The sequence below is a fragment of the Streptomyces sp. NPDC023573 genome, from assembly GCF_055559735.1.
In genome coordinates this window covers 36,145-54,313 of record NZ_JBVHKB010000007.1, presented here as the reverse complement: position 1 = coordinate 54,313, position 18,169 = coordinate 36,145, and the positions used below count along the sequence as shown (strand labels likewise).

Annotated in this window: 14 protein-coding genes and 3 pseudogenes; 11 read left to right on the top strand and 6 right to left on the bottom strand. The window is 68.2% G+C overall.

Annotated features, from left to right (window positions below):
* Window positions 1-129 precede the first annotated feature (129 nt).
* Window positions 130-303: a hypothetical protein gene (locus ACZ32T_RS22580; RefSeq protein WP_467368628.1), complete on the bottom strand. Its 174-nt coding sequence runs from the start codon at window positions 301-303 to the stop codon at window positions 130-132.
* Between the two features lie 321 nt (window positions 304-624).
* Window positions 625-2,232: an alpha/beta hydrolase gene (locus tag ACZ32T_RS22575; protein ID WP_467368626.1), complete on the bottom strand. Its 1,608-nt coding sequence runs from the start codon at window positions 2,230-2,232 to the stop codon at window positions 625-627.
* 741 nt (window positions 2,233-2,973) lie between these two features.
* On the opposite strand from ACZ32T_RS22575, the gene ACZ32T_RS22570 reads away from it, so the two are divergent.
* The gene (locus ACZ32T_RS22570; RefSeq protein ID WP_467368624.1) at window positions 2,974-3,249 is read left to right on the top strand and encodes a transposase; all 276 of its coding nucleotides are present in this window, start codon (window positions 2,974-2,976) and stop codon (window positions 3,247-3,249) included.
* Window positions 3,250-3,306: 57 nt separating this feature from the next.
* On the opposite strand, the gene ACZ32T_RS22565 is transcribed toward ACZ32T_RS22570, so the two are convergent.
* Window positions 3,307-4,134, bottom strand: a complete 828-nt coding sequence (locus ACZ32T_RS22565) for an enoyl-CoA hydratase/isomerase family protein (RefSeq protein WP_467368622.1) — start codon at window positions 4,132-4,134, stop codon at window positions 3,307-3,309.
* A gap of 120 nt (window positions 4,135-4,254) precedes the next feature.
* Here ACZ32T_RS22565 and ACZ32T_RS22560 point away from each other — a divergent pair, with 120 nt between their 5' ends.
* The gene (locus tag ACZ32T_RS22560; protein WP_311578434.1) at window positions 4,255-4,650 is read left to right on the top strand and encodes a winged helix-turn-helix transcriptional regulator; all 396 of its coding nucleotides are present in this window, start codon (window positions 4,255-4,257) and stop codon (window positions 4,648-4,650) included.
* A gap of 524 nt (window positions 4,651-5,174) precedes the next feature.
* Here ACZ32T_RS22560 and ACZ32T_RS22555 read toward each other — a convergent pair.
* Window positions 5,175-5,725, bottom strand: a pseudogene (locus ACZ32T_RS22555) (AAA family ATPase).
* A 671-nt stretch (window positions 5,726-6,396) separates the two neighbouring features.
* Here ACZ32T_RS22555 and ACZ32T_RS22550 point away from each other — a divergent pair.
* Window positions 6,397-7,086: pseudogene (locus tag ACZ32T_RS22550) on the top strand (restriction endonuclease).
* Between the two features lie 41 nt (window positions 7,087-7,127).
* On the opposite strand, the gene ACZ32T_RS22545 reads toward ACZ32T_RS22550, so the two are convergent.
* Window positions 7,128-7,751 (bottom strand): type III effector protein, encoded by a 624-nt coding sequence (locus ACZ32T_RS22545; RefSeq protein WP_467272009.1) that lies wholly within the window; start codon window positions 7,749-7,751, stop codon window positions 7,128-7,130.
* A 128-nt stretch (window positions 7,752-7,879) separates the two neighbouring features.
* On the opposite strand from ACZ32T_RS22545, the gene ACZ32T_RS22540 reads away from it, so the two are divergent.
* The 3 genes from ACZ32T_RS22540 to ACZ32T_RS22530 all read left to right on the top strand — a co-directional run bounded on the left by ACZ32T_RS22540 (window position 7,880) and on the right by ACZ32T_RS22530 (window position 9,161).
* Entirely contained in the window at window positions 7,880-8,311 is a 432-nt protein-coding gene (locus ACZ32T_RS22540; RefSeq protein WP_467272007.1) for an Hsp20/alpha crystallin family protein, read from the top strand.
* The gene (locus ACZ32T_RS22535; RefSeq protein WP_467369018.1) at window positions 8,308-8,655 is read left to right on the top strand and encodes a DUF2267 domain-containing protein; all 348 of its coding nucleotides are present in this window, start codon (window positions 8,308-8,310) and stop codon (window positions 8,653-8,655) included. The genes ACZ32T_RS22540 and ACZ32T_RS22535 overlap by 4 nt, the downstream gene beginning before the upstream one ends.
* A 62-nt stretch (window positions 8,656-8,717) precedes the next feature.
* Entirely contained in the window at window positions 8,718-9,161 is a 444-nt protein-coding gene (locus tag ACZ32T_RS22530; protein WP_467272003.1) for a DUF2267 domain-containing protein, read from the top strand.
* A 688-nt stretch (window positions 9,162-9,849) separates the two neighbouring features.
* Here the strand turns inward: ACZ32T_RS22530 and ACZ32T_RS22525 are convergent.
* Window positions 9,850-12,468 (bottom strand): helicase associated domain-containing protein, encoded by a 2,619-nt coding sequence (locus ACZ32T_RS22525; protein ID WP_467368619.1) that lies wholly within the window; start codon window positions 12,466-12,468, stop codon window positions 9,850-9,852.
* A gap of 167 nt (window positions 12,469-12,635) precedes the next feature.
* On the opposite strand from ACZ32T_RS22525, the gene ACZ32T_RS22520 reads away from it, so the two are divergent.
* The 5 genes and pseudogenes from ACZ32T_RS22520 (at window position 12,636) to ACZ32T_RS22500 (ending at window position 18,155) form a co-directional block, all read left to right on the top strand.
* Window positions 12,636-14,207, top strand: a complete 1,572-nt coding sequence (locus ACZ32T_RS22520; protein ID WP_467368617.1) for a helix-turn-helix transcriptional regulator — start codon at window positions 12,636-12,638, stop codon at window positions 14,205-14,207.
* Window positions 14,207-14,782, top strand: a complete 576-nt coding sequence (locus ACZ32T_RS22515) for a transcriptional regulator (RefSeq protein WP_467368615.1) — start codon at window positions 14,207-14,209, stop codon at window positions 14,780-14,782. The genes ACZ32T_RS22520 and ACZ32T_RS22515 overlap by 1 nt, the downstream gene beginning before the upstream one ends.
* Window positions 14,783-15,844: 1,062 nt before the next feature.
* Window positions 15,845-16,753, top strand: coding sequence for a helix-turn-helix domain-containing protein (locus tag ACZ32T_RS22510; RefSeq protein WP_467368613.1), 909 nt, complete (start codon window positions 15,845-15,847; stop codon window positions 16,751-16,753).
* Between the two features lie 274 nt (window positions 16,754-17,027).
* Window positions 17,028-17,153 (top strand): annotated as a pseudogene (locus ACZ32T_RS22505) (hypothetical protein); the annotation flags it as partial.
* A 414-nt stretch (window positions 17,154-17,567) separates the two neighbouring features.
* The gene (locus ACZ32T_RS22500) at window positions 17,568-18,155 is read left to right on the top strand and encodes an SMI1/KNR4 family protein (RefSeq protein WP_467369015.1); all 588 of its coding nucleotides are present in this window, start codon (window positions 17,568-17,570) and stop codon (window positions 18,153-18,155) included.
* The last annotated feature ends 14 nt before the right edge of the window (window positions 18,156-18,169 follow it).

The window sequence follows — 18,169 nt, the reverse complement described above, 5'->3', positions numbered from 1 at the left end:
GAGAAGCCCGGGTGGCGGGAGCGGCGATCAGCCGCTCCCGCCACCCGGGCGGGCGGCCCGGAAGCCAACTCCTACTTCTGCATCTCGCGCTTCACCTCGGCCTTGGACGTGTCGCGGCCCGGAAACCAGTCATTGCCCGGATCGCCCCCAGTACGCGTCCTTGTCCAGCATCCGCATCTTCGACAGGAACGGATTGAGCCCGATGGACATCCGGTCCATCGATCCGCCGTTGATCGCGTGGGACATCGACGAACGGCCGCAGGTTTCCCGCCAGGCGGGCGGGTCGTAGCGGGTGTTGTCCACCAGGTGCTCGGTGCCGTCGTCAGCGCGTCGAGCCGGATGGATGGTGGTCGGCGGTAGCGGACGAGGGCTGAGTCGCGCCCCGTCACGAGGCGTCGTACACGGGGACCACGAGCGAGGAACGGTCGTGGTGGCACCCGGGCGACGTCCTGCCGGAAAGCGGGAGCTACGAGCGGACTGTGCCGCGGGCCACCACTGGAGCACCGACGCGAAGGGGCGCCGCCTCCCGCTCCCCCAGGGGCTGCTCCGGGGCCGCGTGGCGACTCAGGGGCAACGCGCGCCCGACTCTCGACACCCAAGGCACCCGGCCCGCGTTCCGGCGGGTTACTTCCGGGTGACGTCGGTGCAGTAGACGTCCTTGCCCGGCAGATGGCCGGTGACCAGGAAGCCGACGGTGGCCTTGTCGGCACAGGCTGAGCCCGCGCCGTAGACGGAGTGCCCGCCGTTGTCCACGCCGACGAGGGCAGAGCCGTCGCGGAGCGACTTGTGCAGCCCGACGCCGCCTTCCCACGGGGTGGCATTGTCCCGGCGGTTCTGCAGGATCAGAGTGTTACGCGGGCCGCCCTTCACGATCTTGACGGTGGCCTCAGCGGGCTTGTCCCAGTAGGCGCATGCCCAGATGTTGGCGGGCATGCCCGCGGTGAGCGGCCACTTCTCGCGGTCGGCTGCGGTGCGGGCGGCGTAGCCGGCGACGTCGTGTGGCCATTCGGCGTCGCCGCAGGTGAGAGCCATGAACATGGTGGCCTGGTTGTCCGCGGGGATGCCCGGGGCCATCGGTGCGGCGGTGAACACCTCCTTGAGGACCGCGATGTCGGCGGCCGTGGTGCTGCCATGGGCCAGGTCGTCGGCGGCCTTCCAGAACTTGGCGAGCACAGGAAGGGTGTTGTTGTGCAGGAGCAGGGCGTAGGTCATGTTCCGCAGCAGCGCTCCGTCCAACGACACCGATGCGCCGGGAACCACCGCGGGCGTGCGGTCGAGCTGGTCGGCGAGGGCGAGGTAAGTGTCGGTGACCTGCGCGACGTTCGTGCCCAGCTTGAGGGTGTCGGCCTGTGCCGCAGCGACGCGGGCGGCATCGGGGAACCGGTCAGCCATGCCCTTGCCCCAGGTGTCCGACACCTGGTTGGCCCATACCTTGGTGGGGTCGACGTTGCCTTCCAGGACCATCCGGTCGGTGCGGTCCCGGAAGAGGGAGCGGTAGACGGTGCCGAGGTAGGTGCCGTAGGACTGGCCCCAGTAGGAGATCTGCTTCTCACCGAGCGCCTGGCGGATGCGGTCCATGTCGCGGGCTGTGTTGGCGGTGTTGTAGTACCCCAGGTTCTTGCCCACCGTGTCGGCGCACTGCTTGGCGTTGGCTTTGGCGAGAGCCACATTTTTGGTGATCGAGCCGTCCGCGGCAGGATAGGGGAAGAACCCGGACACGCTGGGGTCCTGCAGACCGCAACTCTGTGGGGTGCTGTGTTCGACGCCGCGCGGGTCGAAACCGATCAGGTCGTAGCGGTCCAGCACGGACTTCGGCAGTATGGACGCCATGGTCTCGGGCATACCGAGACCGCCCAGGGCCGGCCCGCCGGGGTTCAGCAGAAGAACGCCGTGCCGTTTCCCGGGCTTTGCGGTGGACAGCCGCGAGACCGCCAGGTCGATCTTCGTACGGCTCTGGTTCTGGTAGTCGAGTGGCACCTCCAACGTCCCGCAGGCCAGGTTGGGATCGCGGGTTCGTCCCTCGGCCAGGTCCGGGCACGTGCCCCAAATGATCTTGGTGTCGCCCGCGGTCTCGCCGACGCTCTGGCCGGAGACCTCGGCCGGCTGTGCGTCCCTGGCGTCGGAACCACACGCGACCAGTGTGGTTCCTCCCAGCGTGGAAACCAGCAGAGCTGCGGCGATGCGACGGCCTCTGGAGAAACCGTGCTGCGCGGAACGGCGTGTGGCGGTCATGGTGTTGTCCTCAACTACTGGGCTGGTCGGCCTTGTCCGGCCGTCTTGTTGACGCTTCGAGTCAACAAGAGAGCACCGGTGGCGCGCGTCACCCCAGAGAGGACAAAAACATGTAGCTCGCTCGGGGGATCGGTCCTGGGCGTCGGCGTACGGACTTTCCTGACTCCGGCAATGTTTCGTAGCCGGGAATCATCTCAATGGCATGGTGGGCCGGTCCTCGTATCGTCGGAGGAAGTGGGCGATCAGGACGACGCGGTGGCACAGGAGCAGAACGCCGGTACGGCTGGCCCCGAGGCGTAGCCATGCCCGACGCCACCCCACACTCCGGTGCCATCAGCGATCTGGAGAAGGGCCGAGTTCTCGATTCGTCCTCAGTGGCGGCAGAGCATTGCCGGTCTGGTCCCCAGGGCGGTGTTCCAGGTTCGTAAAACGCCTGATGTAGACCGATGTGCGCGGCCGGCTGGCTCAGCGGGTGTGGTCAGGCTTGCCCATTCTTTCCCCCCGGATGAAAAAATAGCCCACCGCACAAATACACCCGAGAATTCTTATAAGAGCGTGTCTCGCGTGGCCTTGATCGATGCGGCATGATGTCGGCTTGTGAGTGTTCATCTGTCACAGCGGCTGGTGCCTGACGAACTGTGGGAGCTGGTCCAGCCGTTGCTGCCGTCATTTGCTCCGCGTCCGCAGAGTGGCGGGACCGCACCGGTCGACGAATGAGCGATATTCACGGCCGTGGTGTGAGTGCTGACCTGCGGGTGTGCTTGGCGGCATCTGCCGGAGACGTTCGGCGTGTCACCCGCAACGGCGCATCGCCGGTTCGCTGCCTGGGCCGAGGACGGCCTGTGGCGGCGGCTGCACTGCAAGGTCCTGGCCGGCCGAAGCAGCCTGGTTGTCACCAACGAGGCATCCGACTCGTCACAGGCGCTCATTCAGCAGTCCTTCTGTCACCAGAATGGTGCCGCACCGCCGCCGAACGGGCCGCCAGGCAGGCGGTCGACGCCCGGCTCGCCACCCTAGCTCCGCAAAGCCGACCACCAGCCCTACGGGCTGGCGCAGAGGGCGAGACGGGTTCCGCTACCCGGCGAGATGGCGGAACAGACTCTCGAGGTCCTGTTCGCCGTCCCGAGTCTGGGCGTCGTTGGCCAGCCCGGCGTCCATGAGCTGTGCTGTGGCGGGTCGGAATACGAGCCCGGCCCAGGCGGCGTTCTCCCGCGCCAGGCCATCAGAATGATCGCGGGGAACGATGGCATGCTTGGCTGCCGCGACAACGCCGTCGGGCAGCGCGGCGATGTTACCGGCGAGGCGGTTGACGAACTCGTCGAGCTGGTCGGCGGGGACGGCTCGGTTGACCCAGCCGTACCGCTCGGCGGTCTCGGCATCCATCAGGTCGGCGCCGAGCACGATCTCCAAGGCGCGGTTACGCCCGACGCGCTCGGTGAGGTACTGCGTGGCGCCACCGCCAGGGACGATGCCCATGAGAGCTTCGATCTGGCCGAGCCCGGCCGTGCCTGTCGCTGCGAACGCCATGTCCGCGGCTACGACGAACTCGGCTCCGCCGCCGCGCGCCTTGCCGGCGAGCTTGACGATGGTCACCTGAGGTTGGCGGCGTAGCTGCTCCCCGACGGCCTGGAAGACGTTGACGCCGCCCGGCAGGCCGGCCATGAGTCCGGCGAGGGCATCCGGGGTGGCGGTCATGTCGACGTGGGCGAGGAAGAAGTCCGGGTCCGCGCTGTCGAACACGATCACGCGTACGGTGTCGTCGCCGGCCAGCGTGGTGAGCAGGCGCCGCAGGTCGGTCATGACCGCGACGCTGAGGACGTTGATCGGCGGGTTGTCGATCGTGACGTGTATGACTGCATCCTTCCGGCTGACGCGCAAGGTCTGGTAGGCGTCGTTGCCCATGGCTTTTCCCCTAGGTACCTGGCAGGATTCTGGTTCCTGTTGCATACCTACAGTGAAACCGTCTGTGACCTGCGTCAATAAGGAACTTCAGGCATCCCAGGGATCGTGGAGGATACCGCCATGGCCACTTCTGAGGCCGTCTACCGGGCCATCGCCGAGCACGACGTGGTGTTTCGGGCCGACTGTCCGAGCCGGCCCATCCTTGATCAGATCGCCGACAAGTGGTCGATGATGGTGATGGCAGTCCTGGTCGAACCACGCCGGTTCAACGAGATCAAGCGCCGTCTCGACGGCGTCACGCAACGTGTCCTCACGCAGACCCTGCGCCGGCTCGAGCGCAACGGGATGGTCGAGCGCCGCGTGCTGCCGACCTCGCCGGTCGGCGTCGAATACTCGCTGACCTCGCTCGGCGAATCCCTGCGCGAGCCGTTCGCCCACCTCTACGACTGGACCGTGGCGAACGCTTCCGAGATCCAAGCACGCCAGCGCGACTACGACCAGCGAGCCCCGCGCTGACACCACGACCATGAGGCGAGCCGTAGCGAGCGGTATCCACCCGGTCCCATGACCTGTGCCACGCGCCGACCACGACCGGCGACTCAAGCTCATGCGGGGGCTGTGACGGTCGGGGGAACAGTGCCGATTGTGTCGTTGATCGAAGAACTGGGGCTGCGGCCCGGGCGCGGGTGGAGTCAGAGCAGCTCACGGCCTGCCTCGCGAGCTTTCCAAAGCGAGAGCTACGCCCATCGACAGCCATCCACAGTACCGTCGGTGACAACAAGCCTGCCTATGTGACAATTGGCGTGCTTCGGCTGAAAAAATCACCACGTGAGACGCGCTCTGAGTGTCTATCCTCTGCTGTTTCCCGAAGAAATCATGAAAACAGAAAAGGCAATTCCTAGGGCTCCGAATGTGGCAGCGAACTGGCTATACCGTTTTGAACTGCATCCCGTCGCTCCACCGCCCATCCGGCCGCTCCAAGCAATGGCGTAGCAACTGAGGTTGGTTTCTTCCGTGAAATGGGACCCAGTCAGCCCCGGTCAGTCGGCCTGTACTCGGGCGGCGGAGAGGTTGTCGAGAATCGATGAGACGGTCTGGATCGGCGTTTGCTCCGACGTGTCCAGCCAGAGCCCGATACGCGGCGTCTCCTGACGTAGAGTTCGGTCCAGGGCGTCGACCGTCCAAGCGGCTCCATATCCGGTCTTCGAGCGCTGAGCTTCTCTGCTCTGCACGGTTGCCGTGGAAGGAGCCAGCACGACAACATACAAGGGCCGTGTACGCACCCTCGCGACATACCCGTCCAAGTCTTCCCCCAGGACGATGTCCTGCACGACCGCGGTCCAACCGTGGTCCGCGTACTCGTCTGCCACCAGCGCGGACAGGCGGTAGCGCAGTTCCAGTTGGGCTCTGGCCTCGGCGGTCTCTTCCCGCAGCACTTCCTCCCGGCCGGACACCACCATCCGTCGGAATGCGTCGCCGCGCACGTGGGCGGCACGGGGCAGTTGCCCGGCCAGCAATTCCGCCACGGTGGACTTCCCCGCCGCCATGAGCCGGTGATCAGGACGACTGCGGAACCCAGTTCGATGCCCACGGAGACCTCTCGTGTACAGACGGCGACCCTCCGCTCAGGGGAGGGCGCGAAACCCTGGTAGGACAGGTCTCACCACAAGATCATGTCCGAACCGCCAAAGGCTTCCAGCTGGTCACCTATGCTGCCACGCTCGATGTACCCCGACACAACGTCGTTCACCTCTCGTCTGCTCGCCGCGCAGCGTCGTCGTCTTCACACTCCATGCGCGTCACGAGCCCTGGGCACGTTCCGTCATGCCACCAGGATCGCCGCGGGCCTCCGGAATAGTCAGCTTGATCGGCTCGCGTCTGACGGTGAGGCGATACCGCGCGAGGGCATGCCGAAGAGCCGCAGTACGTGCGCAGGGACGGGACGAGAGTGAAGGCCCATTCCCGGTGGGCTGCGGGCGGTCGCCGGGAGATGTCCATCGTGGTCATGGTCGGGCTGGCGGTGGTCGTGCTCGGTAATCCTTCGAGCTCGGCCGACGATCCGGGGGAGACGCCCCGTTCGACATCGACATCGACATCGGTGTATCCGCTCAAGTTTCCCGGAAAGCAGGAGGCGACGACCAGGTCGAGGCCTCAGCCGGCCGTCTCCTATCCGATCGAGTTCCCGGAGACGCGGAAGGCTCCGGCGCGGCCGGTGCCTCGGTCCACGGTGACGTATCCGATCCCCTGGGAACGGAGCAGCCGATGACCGCCCACCGACCCGCTCCACGACGCCGGCCCCGTTCACGGAAGCGCAGGCAGGCCTACACCGGCGGCGAAGTTCTCGTCGGTGTCATCGTCATCGTGTGGCTGGTATCCGGGTTGATGGACTGGCTCGCCGCCCGCCCCTGGGTTCTCCCTCTCGTTCTGCTGGCGGCAGGGGCCGGAGCTTTCCTCTGGTTCCGGCTCCGTGTGCAGGGGGAGCGGAAACAACAGGCTCAGACAAGGACCCAGCGGAATCCGATGGCGCGTCTGGACCTGTCGCATCACCGCCAGTTCGAGCACGCGATGCCGGATCTGCTGCTTCGCGACGGCTGCCGTGACGCCGTACAGGGCGGCGGCGCCGGCGGCAACGGAGCTGACGTCAAGGCCACCGACCCCTTCGGCCGCTCCTGGTCATCCAGTGCAAACACCGCCGCGCCGGACTTGCCGGAGCAGCTGTCGGTACGCCGGATCTGCATGTCCTCAATGGCACCGGACGCCCCGTACCCAAGGGCGACGTCATCGTCCTGGTCACCAACGGCCGCTTCACCAGGCCTGCCCAGGACTTCGCCACGTCCCAGCGCCTGCACCTGGTTGACCGGCACACCCTGGCCACCTGGGCAGGCGGACCGCGTCCCTGTGGGAGCTCCTGCCGGCGTACCACCACCCCGCAGGCCAACTGGCCTGTCGTGAAGGGGTGTGGACCGGGCTGCTGTGGCGGTGCCGCAGACGGTTCAGGAGGATGTGAGGGTGTCGAGCCGGGCGGTGAGGTCCGGGTGCGCGGCGGCCAGGTACGGGCGGGCGGCAGTCAGGGGAGCGATGAGGTCGGCGGGGTCGTCCTGGGCGAGGGCCGCGTGGAGCTTGCGGAGCGGGCGGCGGGCGGCAGGGGGAAGGTCGGTGAGTGCGGTGATCTGGCCCGCGAGACGGCGTAGGTCGGCTGCGTTGCGGCGAGCCCAAGCGGCGGTACTGCGGTCGGCGGCCCTGGCCTGGCGGGTGGCCGTCACGCGTTGCTCGCCGGTGGTCCCGGCGGGGCCGGGGCGGCCGCGCAGGTAGCGGCGTTCGGCGGCCTGGCGGCTGGCGACGCCGAGGGGGTTGGCGAGGTCGGCCCAGCTGGCGCCTGCGTCACGGGCCGTTTCGATCAAGCCCGTCTCCCATCCGGCGAGCTGCTCGCGTACCTGCCGCAGCAGCGACAAGGAGGCCAGGGCCTGCTCCGGACCGGGGGCAGGGGCGTTCGGGGTCGTGTGCTGGGCTTCGCGCAGGGCGTTGTCGATGGCGTGAAGGGCCGCCGCGGCGGCGAGGAACGACGCCGGGCTGGGGGCGTCGGTGCTGGGTGGGGACGGCTGGTCGGCCGGTGTCACGGGCACCTCCCTAGGAAGGTCGTCAGACTGACGACACCATGTTTGTCATCCATTGGATGACATGCTACAACGGTGTCAGTGAGGCGCATTGGCAGTAACTGCCTGAACCTGCTGGAGGTGTTTTCACGATGTTGATGCGCACTGACCCCTTCCGTGAGCTGGACCGGCTGGCGCAACAGCTGATGGGCCCGGGAACCTGGTCGAAGCCGTCGGCGATGCCGATGGACGCCTATCGCGAGGGCGACGAGTACGTGGTGGCCTTCGACCTGCCCGGCGTCACCGCGGAGGCAATTGACATCGACGTCGAGCGGAACATGCTCACCGTCAAGGCCGAGCGGCGGCCGGTGTCGAAGGCCGACGACGTGCAGATGGAGCTGTCCGAGCGGCCGCTGGGCGTCTTCTCCCGCCAGATCATGCTCGCCGACACCCTTGACACCGAGCACATCCAGGCCGACTACGACGCGGGCGTGCTCATCCTGCGCATTCCGATCGCCGAGCGCGCCAAGCCCCGCAAGATCTCCATCGGCGTCGGCTCCGGCCGCAAGGAGATCTCCGGCTGAGACTGGCCGGACGTGTGCGGAGGACGGGAGGGGACCTCCCCTCACTCCGCCCTCCGCACCTGGTCGGCAACGTCCGCTCCCAGCTGGCGTCCCGCCTGCCGGAGAGCTTCGCCTACATCCTTCTCAATCCGCTCCGGAGCGCCGAACCTTTGTCCTCGGAGCGGTTCGTCCGCGCGACCGCCGCGTGGATCGAGGGCGCCACCGAGCAGACCGCGACGTGGGACGTGAGCGCAGTGCTGTCCACCGCCGCCGACACAGCCGGCGACGACCTGCTGGCACAGATCCTGCTCCAGCTCCCCGTCGGCTACGACCTCCTCTTCGGCCGACCCCAGCCCACCACCTGACCCACATGTCGGCGCCACCCACCGGCGCCATCCGACCCCGGCCACGAAAGGCATGCACCGCAGTGATCACCGACGTGCGCACACCGCTTGAGCACCAGCAGCCGTACGGGACGGCGTACGAGCAGATGCTGGAGAAGGTCCGCTACGAAGGCGCCTACCCCACCCGCGAGAGGGCAGAGGAGGCCGTCCGCCTGGTCCTTTCAGGGCTGGGGCGCCAGCTGACCGGCGACGAACGCGTCGACCTGGCCGCCTGCCTGCCCCTGGAGGCCGCCCGTGTTCTGACCACCCAGCTCCCCGACACCCGGCCGCTGACCGGATGGGCCTTCGTGAAGGACCTCGCCGCCCGCTCCGGCGCCTCCCTGGCCACGACCCGGTGGGACACCGGCTCCGTCTTCGCAGCCGTCGCCGCGCACGCCGGTCCCGACCTTATCACCCGCATCCTCCACCAGCTCCCCACCGGCTACGCGCTGCTGTTCGGCCGCGCCGAACTCACCCCGGCCGCGTAAGGCGTCCCCGTGCCGTAGCCCCGAGCAGCCCCACCTACCGTGCCGGGCGGTAGGGACAGCGGTAACGAGATGCCTGGCGGCCGGTTATGGGGGTCGCGAGGCGGCGCAGGCGGCTGGAGCGATCGTCGCTCACCCGCGCATTCCTGATGAGGTGTGCTGCGGTGCCGAGTTTCCCGGTGTGCTGCGCAGGGGGGTGCGATCCCATGGGCGGCCCGGAAGCAACATTGTGCTACTGCTTCCATCACTGGGCTTCCACTGAGGGTGAGGAAGCAAGCAGCTGCGGCTTCCGGGTGGCGGATGGGTCGCGCCTCCGCGTTGCGCGGGCCGGGTCAGCGACTCGCCCGCAGGGTTCGGGTGGGATGAGCACCGACCTGAACACCGTACCGTTCACGCAACCGGCTCAGAATCAGGCTCGCGCCGACCTGCTGGCACGCCTGGAGGAGGTGGACATCAACGAGTCCACGGGTGAAGAGATCGCCGCAGCCCAGGCCGAAGTGGCCCAGAACATGGGTTGGCAGGGACTCGTTCGAGGTTCGGGTCCTCCCGAAGGGCGCCTCGAACTGCGTCGCTCACATGGAGAATCACCGGACATGGGAGCGGCCTGCGTCCTACCGAGACTCCCACGGACAGCGAAACGAGTGCGACGCCCGCCCCGGAGGATCCGGGGGCGGGCGCCGTCGTCGTGGGGTCAGGTCGTCCAGTCGAGTCCGAGTGCGGCGAGCTGGGCGAGTTTGTCGGCGGTGAGCTTGGCCCTGCGGGTCTTGGAGTTCGTGAGAAATACCCCCAGTTTCACGGGGTGCTCCTGGCCGTCGACGACCACGGTTTCGATGTGGGCCCTTGGGACGGTCACGGTTCCGGTGCGGTTCTTGTACTGCTCCAGGGCGAGGACGCCTCGCTCGAACGCCCCCGCCGCCGGAGCCGTCTTCTTGGCCGGTGCGGCGGGCAGGGGTGCCAGCCCGAGACCTCGGAGCCGCTGCTGCTGCTCGGGCAACAGGTTCTCCCACACGGTGTGCTGGCGCTGGCGGTTGATCCAGGTGCCGACGTCGCAGCCATGGACGAGAACGCCCGGCAGGACTTCGGTCAGCCCGCCTTCCTCGGAGAGCAGGGCGCGCGCGGTGGCGTAGTGGCGCTGCCACTCGATCGACCACTGGGGGCGCCAGTCCGGGTCGATGGCTTCCAGTGCGGCCCGGCGCTCCGCCGCTCGCTCCTGGTCCTTGCCGAGCCCGCCGGCCTTGCGGAGATTGGCCAGCCACTGACCAACCGCCACCCCCTCCACCATCGCCTCCTTCGGCGCGGCGAGGGTGCCGTGCGCCGCGTGGTAGGTGCGGGCCGCGGTGAGGTTGCGCCAGAAGCCGGCGTCCGCGACCGACCACACCATGCCCACCTCGTTCAGGAGATCGGCCCGCCATGCCTTGAGTGTGCCGAGCCGGAACGCGCGGCGCTGCTCGCTGACCCATGCGCCCAGTGCATACGTGATGCTGTCCTCGCCGAGCTCCACGGACACGTCCAGCGGCACTTCGGCACTTCCGTGCTCGCGCACCCAGTGGCGCAGGGCGTTGTAGCCGGTGAGCCAGACCTCGGAGTCGGGACGCAGGACCCGGGTGCGCAGGAACAGCGCGACGTCCCCGGGGTCGCGGGGGAAGGAGAATCGCAGCAGCGGCACTCCGGCGCCCGGGTGTTCCTCCTCGCTCGCGTCGCCGCCGGTACCGTCCTGTGCGGCTGCCTGCGCCGTCTCCGCGTCCGTGCCGGTCTCGGTGCCGGCCGCCGCCTCGATGCCGTGGTCGGTGTCGTCCTCCTGGACGTCGTCGTCGCCTTCCTCGCGTACGGGATCGAGTGCGACGACGGAGGTTGCCTGTCCCCGGGCGGTCGTGGTGGACAGCGCCATGCGCTCGATGACCCGGTCGTCATGTGCCCGGAGTCCTTGGAGGACCGCGACGAGGCTGCGGTAACTGGGGGAGGCCATCATGTCGGAGGGGTCCTCGCCCGGCTCCAGGAAGACGGGCACGATGATGCGGGAGACCTTGCCCTCTCCGGGGTCTTGGCGCAGGCCCCGGCCGATGATCTGGACGATCTCTACGGGCGAGCTGCGGGTGTCCGCGAAAACGACCGCCCCGACGCCGCGCTTGCCGCGGATGTCGACGCCTTCACCGAGCACGCGGCAGCTGGAGAGGACACCGAGGTCGGTGACCCATCCGTCTTCGTCGATGCCGTCCGCGAACCGGTCCAGCACGACCCGGCGGTGTGTGGCGGGGTGCTCCCCGCACAGCCACTCCGCACCGACCCGCCCTGGATAGGTGACGGGGTCGGTCGCGTGGAGCTCGGCCGCTGTCTCCGGCAGTGCGCGGGCAAAGGCCATGGCGTCCAGGGTCCGGGCGTGGAACGTCATGAACGAGCGGACCCCTGACTCGTCCGCGTGCTTGAGCAGCGCCTCCTGGAGCGCCGCGAGGCGCCGGCCCCGCCGCTCCTCCGGCGACGCGTCCGGCCCGGGTGCCTGCGGGTCGCGGATCTCCAGCACATCGATCTCGAACCGCGCCAAAATTCCGCGCTCGACACTTTCCATCAGCCCGAACTCGAACAGCACCGGCCCGTACAGGTTGACGTCGTCCATCGAGGCGACCAGGCGCCCGCCGGTCTCGTCCGCGCCGGCACTTCCGGGTGCGGCTTCCCACAGGCGGGGGGTGGCCGTCATGTACAGCCGCCGCTCGGCAGGGATGCGCGCCTGGTCGTGCACGGCGGCCCACGCCTTACCGAGATCACCCGAAGTTCTGTGGGCCTCATCGACGACCAGGAGGTCGAAGGGGCGCATGGTCTGGCCGTACGAGCCGCGCAGCGCGCGTTCCAGCACACCCGGTGCCGCGCCGTTCTCCTCGTCGCCCTGGTCGTCGATGAGGCCTTGGGGGGAGAGGCTCGCGTACGTCGCGAACACGAGCATGGGACCGGTCTGCGCGGTCCACAGGGCGAGTTGGGTGGGGTTGGTCGTGCACCGGACGTCGAGTGCGTCCAGGAGCGGATCGGCCCCGAGGCTGCACACCGCGACCGCCGGGGCCTTATGCCCGACAGCCCGCCAGGCTTCCACGGTCTGGGTCAGGAGATCGAGGGTCGGGACCAGGACGCCGACCATGCCCCGGGGAACCATGCGCAGCGCGGCGACGGCCGCCGTGATGGTCTTGCCTGAACCGGTGGACATGTGGACCTGGCCGCGCCGCCCCTGCGCCGGCACGGAGCCGTTCACGGGGAGCGCGAGGCCTTCGATGATCGCGTCCACGGCCTCGACCTGATGCGGCCGAAGCGAGATCACACCCTGCATGCCCACTCCCTCACTGCCCAAGATCAACGACGGCCGGGGCGGCAGGGAGGCGTTGCCTCTCGCTCCGCTGTCCCGTAGCGCTACGACCGTAGCGTACTCGCACAAGACATGGTCACTGAGTGTCCAATGTGACGCCGTAAGTTGTCCAAGTCTGCTAGGGTCAGCGCATGAGCGAAGTGAACGGTGTGGAAGCGCTGCTTGAGGAAGCCCGGCTGAACGCCTCGATCCCGCCTCCTGCTGAGCGTCAGCGTCTGCGGGAGGCCGCGAGCCTGTCCCGCGCGCAGGTCGCCGCAGCGGTCGGTGTCGGGCGCACCACGGTCGCCAACTGGGAGACCGGCCACTCGGACCCGACCCCGCCCGGACGCCTGCCGTATCTGAAGCTCCTGAAGGGCCTGGCTGAGATCTACCCGGCCACCTCCGCACCCGGCGCCGCTCCCGAGCTCCCTGCGGGTCCGCCCCCCGTCCCGCCCGCGCTCGTCGCCGCACCGGAGACGCTGCGCGGCCCGGACGGGCGCGCCATCGAGGGCGACCCCGGCCCCTGTATTCGCTGCGGTGTCGAGACGACCTACCAGTCGACGGATGGCCGCCCGCTGCACTCAGGTGGCCTGTGCCAGCCCGCCGGCTCCGCCGCGCCTGCTGCTCAGGCCGCGCCCACTGCCCCGGCTGTCCCTGCTCCGGTCACCGCCGCTTCGGCACCGGTCTCGCCGACCCCGACGCCCCTGCCCAACCGGCCGGAGCGCCGCGCCCGCAGTGCCGCCCGCGCCCAGGCCGACACCACTCTCCTCATCAGCCGCGCCGTCCAGGAGGAGGCCGAGCGTGCCGGCGGGGACGAGGAAGCGGCGCTCAAGGCGCTGATCAAGCGTGCGATCCCTGACGTGATGCACCTGTTCAACGAGACCCGGGCGACCGCTCGTTACGACTACACTGCCTACCCGGCGCTGCCCGACATCCTGAAGAAGCCGTCGAAGAAGGACCCGGATCAGATCTGGGAGGCCCGCCCCAAGTTCCACCACCCCGGCTACTCGCTGCGGGCCCCCGGCGACATCAAGGTGACCGCACTCGATGTGAACGCGGCCTACCTGTCGGCGCTCAAGTGCTGGCTGCCCATCGGGAAGCTCGAGCACAGCACCGGCAGTGATGGTGTCGAGCCGAAGCGCTCCGGGGTGCACCTGATCACCCCCGCACCGTGGACGCACGCGCATCTGCCGGACCCGATCGGCGACCGCGACGAGCCCGGCGCCCTCTGGGTCACCAACAGCACATTGCGCCTCCTCCAACGCCTAGCCGGACCGAAGTATGGCCTCACGGACGCCCCGGTCATCCACGAGTCCTGGACCTCCGGTGCCACGGAGAACTTCCTGGACGCCTTGCGCAAGCTGCTGTCCGCCGCCCGTGACGAGGCAATCGTGAACCGGGACACGCTGACCTTGGAGTACGTCAAGGCGATGTACAGCAAGTTCATCTCGACGATGGGGGAGTCGATTCACAACCGGGAGATGGTGCGCCCGGACTGGATGCACATCATCCATTCCCAGGCGTACGCGAACCTGTGGGGCAAGGCGTACAAGGCGCACCAGGCCGGGCTGGATGTCGTCGCGATGATGGGCACCGACGAACTTCACGTCACGGGCGATTGGCGGAAGGTGTTCACCGAGGGCCGGGGCGTGGCACAGATGAAGATCAAGCACGGTGACGCGAAGGCGTCCGGTGAGTACGCCGTCGGCACGGTGGCCCGCTGATGGCCGGCCGCTGGATGGATCTGGGCATGTACAACGCCCGGGGCGTCCCTGGCGCGGACGCGCTCGGTATCGCGATCGAGCGGATGGTGACCGGCATCGCCTCGCCCGTCGACAGTGAACGCGGCCTCGCCGCACGCCTGAACTACCTGACCAAGACGGATGCTGGATACGAGGCGATGGACCGCGCCGGCATCCACGTCTCCCCCCGCACCCTGATGGCCTGGCTCGCCGAAGAACGCATCCCGAACAAGGCCAACCGGTCCCGGCTCGATGCCGCCTACTGGGACCTGCGCCGCCGCAACGTGGCCGCAGACCTGAAGAAGCGGCTCAACCGGGACGGCCGCGGAACCCGTGTCGAGATCAACCCCGTCGACCAGTCCCGCGTGGAGGGCAGGCATCAGCGGGACCTGTCCAGCCGCAGCATCACCGTGCGCGGCCTCTGGGACCGCGCCGTCGACGCCTGGATGAACGACGACGTCGACGAACTCGATGCCATCTGGGACGACATCATCGAGGACCTCGGATCCGAGTACGACGCGTACAGCAACGTCTCCTCCATCGGCTGGGCCGCCTGAGACCAGCGAAAAGCGCCCCGCCCCGGCATTGCAGCGACCTTGTTGGCCAATTCCGCATTGGACAAGGCGGGCGCTGGGTGGCGTCGGTCTCCTCGTCAAGCTCCACGTCCTCACCGAGGCCCGATACCGGCAGCTTCACCAGGAAGCAGGATCCAGCCGAGCCCGCGACCAGCGGCCCTGCTCCAACCTCACCGGGAGACAGACATCGGCTCACAAACCGCCCTCTCACAGCGCCCGGCAGGTGGCACTGACACAGCCTCTGCGGCGCAGCGACAGCTGATCCCGCCCGAGCGGCACCGGCCCACAGCGGCACCGGTTCCACAACTTGCTGCAGGTGGGGAATCGCGGCGAGCAGGTCGGAAGAACCTCCAAGCAGCCGGTGGGGACATTCGTGGAGCCTCATCAATGACCCACTGTTCTGCCGATGCCGGCACACCGGTTCAGCATTTCGGCGTTGCCTCACCGCCCCACAGACTCACGCCGCCTGGCGGCGCGCCACGCGATTCGCTGACGCGAAGGTCGGGATCAGCTGTCTCATGAGACATCCTGAACGCGAAGTGGGCGATGGCGTACTGGATCGCCGGTCAGATCGCCGACGGATCCCTGGATCCCGCCGTCGGCACTCACCTCATCTGGGCAGACATCGCCTACGACCTCGGCTACCCCGAAAAGCTATAACCCCTTGTGCACTGCACGCACAACCTGGACGGCTGGGAGGAGAGCTGGGGAGTCTCCGTCGAGGAACTCAGCGGAGAAGCGGTTGAGGCAGCGAAGCAGTTCCTCAGCAAGAGGTCTGCAGTCGAGGCGGGGGACTAACCCGGGGCTCGTTCTCGCCATCGGGATCGGACAACCGCGGGCTGATCCACTCACTCAGCGTGGCCGCACCACAGAACCTGAAACCTGAGACGGACAGCAGATGTTCACCACTTCGGGAGACACCTGCCTCCGGCTCTGTTCCCCCGAGCCCCTGGCCTGAAGGTTCTCTCTCGTCTCGTGATCGACCGGTCAGTGCGCACTGAGGCGCTTGAGTCTCCAGCCGCCGGAGGGTACAGGATCTTACTCATGGATGACGAACGCCCCGACGTGCTCACCATTGGCCGGCTCGCGCACCGCACCGGACTCTCGGTGCGTACCCTGCGCTTCTGGTCGGACGAGGGGGCGGTGCCGCCCGTGGCCCGCTCCGCGGGCGGCTACCGGTTGTACGACGCCGAGTCCGTGGCCCGGGTCGAGCTGGTCCGCACCCTGCGGGAGCTGGGCCTCGGGCTCGACGACGTGTGCCGCGTCCTGAGCGGCCGCACCACGGTCACCGAGGTCGCCGACGCGCATGTGGCCGCGCTCGACGCGCAGATCCGCTCACTCAAGGTGAGCCGGGCCGTCCTGTCCACCGTGGCGAAACGAGGTTCAACCGTTGAGGAGACAGCACTGATGAACCGGTTGGCGCGGCTTTCCGCCGCCGAGCGCAAGCAGATCATTGACGAGTTCAAGGAGGAGGTGTTCGGCGGCCTCGACGACCCGCGTTTGCGTGTCCGCATGCGCACCTTCAGCATCGCATTGCCCGACGATCCCACACCTGAGCAGGTCGACGCCTGGATCGAACTGGCGGAATTGGTGCGGGACCCCGGATTCCGCGCCCGGTTGCGCACATGGATGGAGCTCAACACGCCCGTACCGGGGCAAGGCCCTCCCCGCGGGGCGGCCATCTGGTGGGCCCGGCAGATCGTGCAGACCGTCGCGGAGGTCAGAAAAGGCGGGGTAGCTCCCGAAGGGCCGACCGCGGCCGAGGTGCTGTCCGAGCTGTTCGGTGACGCCGATCGGGCCGCCGTGCTGCGCAGCCTGGAGGCCGGGATCGAGGCAGGAGCGGAAAACTACCGCAGGCTTGTCGCCCGGGTACGCGGGCAGGAATCGTCGCCCGACGCGACCGAGGAGCTCGAATGGCTGGCGCGAGCCCTGCGCGCCGCTGGTCAGCCCTGACCCGCGTTGGCACACCCGCGACGACTGGTGGCACTGGTCGCTCCGTCCTGTGCGCAGTCGTAGGTTGCGGACTGTCCGAATCTTGGCGCCTCCCGAAGTGGTGACCGTCTGCTGTCCGTTCTCAGGTTCTGGCTCACTTTCCGTGGATCACCACGCTGAGTGACGTTCGTCTGGCGGGCGGGCTCCTGGGAAGCTGCCTGAAAATGATCCGCCCCCAGGGCGGTGTGGCTGACAGTTCGGCCCGTGGGCCGTATGCATCGAGGCTCAGAGCACGGTGGCCGGGTCCGATTGCCCTGGCTGTGGAGGCTGGTCGCGGCGGATTCATAGCTCCCACCTGCGGTTTCCCACTGATGTGCCCAGCGGTGGCAGACGAGCCGTCCTCTGCCTGCGTGTCCGCAGGTTGCTCTGCCCCATCATCTCGTGCGGGCGCCGGACCTTCGCCGAGCAGATGCCGGGGCTGACTCGTCGATACGGCCGGCGCACCGAGCGCCTGCGGTCGAAGCCGGCCGCTGTCGGCCTCGCGCTCGCCGGTCGGGTCGGGGCCCGCATGGCGAGAGTCTTCGGCTTGTCCGTGAGCCGCAGCACGTTGCTGCGGCTGGTCGAAGCGTTGCCCGACCCGGAAGTTCCCGCCCCACGCGTCGTCGGCGTCGATGCGTACGCGACCCGCAAAGGCCGCCACTACGGGACCGTCCTGGTCGATGTCGAAAGCCGACGCCCGATGGACCTGGGATCTCTTCCGCGGGCAGTGGCAGGGTCGGCCGTCCAAGCTGGACGCGTTCAAGCCCTACGTGACGAGGACGAGAGAAGATGCACCATGGATCCCCGCGTACCCCGGCTGCGTCGCAAGCTGGCCGCGATTCCGTTCCAACCACTGCGCAGCCACTCCTTCGGCGAAGAGCAATATGAGTTCCGCCTGGATCCGAAGCTCGCGGAAGCACGCGTCACCGCGTTCGAGGCCGAGCACGACATCGATCTGCCCGACGCCTACCGGCAGTTCCTCACCCACATCGGCGGCTCGGGCGCGGCGCCGTTCTACGGGCTCATGCCGCTGGAGCGGTGCTCCCTGCTGGTCATGATTCCGCGCGGAGAACCCGGGACACCCCGCGGCTTCGACGGAGCAGAGCCCGGGGCACACGAAGGCGACCTCTTCCTCCACATCATCGAGATGGGCTGCACCGACGTATGCGTCATCGCGGTGACCGGTCCCCTCACCGGCCGCGTCCTCATCGGCAACGGTGACGGGTTCTGGGGCCCCAACGTCTCATCCGCCACCGACTTTTTCGACTGGTACGAACGCTGGCTCAACCACATGAGCGCCGGACGCGACAACCGGGCCCTGGAACTCACTTCACCCCGGCTGCGCGCCCACCCCAACCGCCATCGCATGGCCCCGAAGATCTGACTCTCCGTAACGAC

Coding starts and splice junctions, on each gene's coding strand:
- ACZ32T_RS22510 (WP_467368613.1), top strand. CDS start 15,845: ATGGATGACGAACGCCCCGACGTGCTCACCATTGGCCGGCTCGCGCAC.
- ACZ32T_RS22520 (WP_467368617.1), top strand. CDS start 12,636: ATGAGCGAAGTGAACGGTGTGGAAGCGCTGCTTGAGGAAGCCCGGCTG.
- ACZ32T_RS22565 (WP_467368622.1), bottom strand. CDS start 4,134: ATGGGCAACGACGCCTACCAGACCTTGCGCGTCAGCCGGAAGGATGCA.
- ACZ32T_RS22540 (WP_467272007.1), top strand. CDS start 7,880: ATGTTGATGCGCACTGACCCCTTCCGTGAGCTGGACCGGCTGGCGCAA.
- ACZ32T_RS22560 (WP_311578434.1), top strand. CDS start 4,255: ATGGCCACTTCTGAGGCCGTCTACCGGGCCATCGCCGAGCACGACGTG.
- ACZ32T_RS22575 (WP_467368626.1), bottom strand. CDS start 2,232: ATGACCGCCACACGCCGTTCCGCGCAGCACGGTTTCTCCAGAGGCCGT.
- ACZ32T_RS22515 (WP_467368615.1), top strand. CDS start 14,207: ATGGCCGGCCGCTGGATGGATCTGGGCATGTACAACGCCCGGGGCGTC.
- ACZ32T_RS22500 (WP_467369015.1), top strand. CDS start 17,568: ATGGATCCCCGCGTACCCCGGCTGCGTCGCAAGCTGGCCGCGATTCCG.
- ACZ32T_RS22525 (WP_467368619.1), bottom strand. CDS start 12,468: ATGCAGGGTGTGATCTCGCTTCGGCCGCATCAGGTCGAGGCCGTGGAC.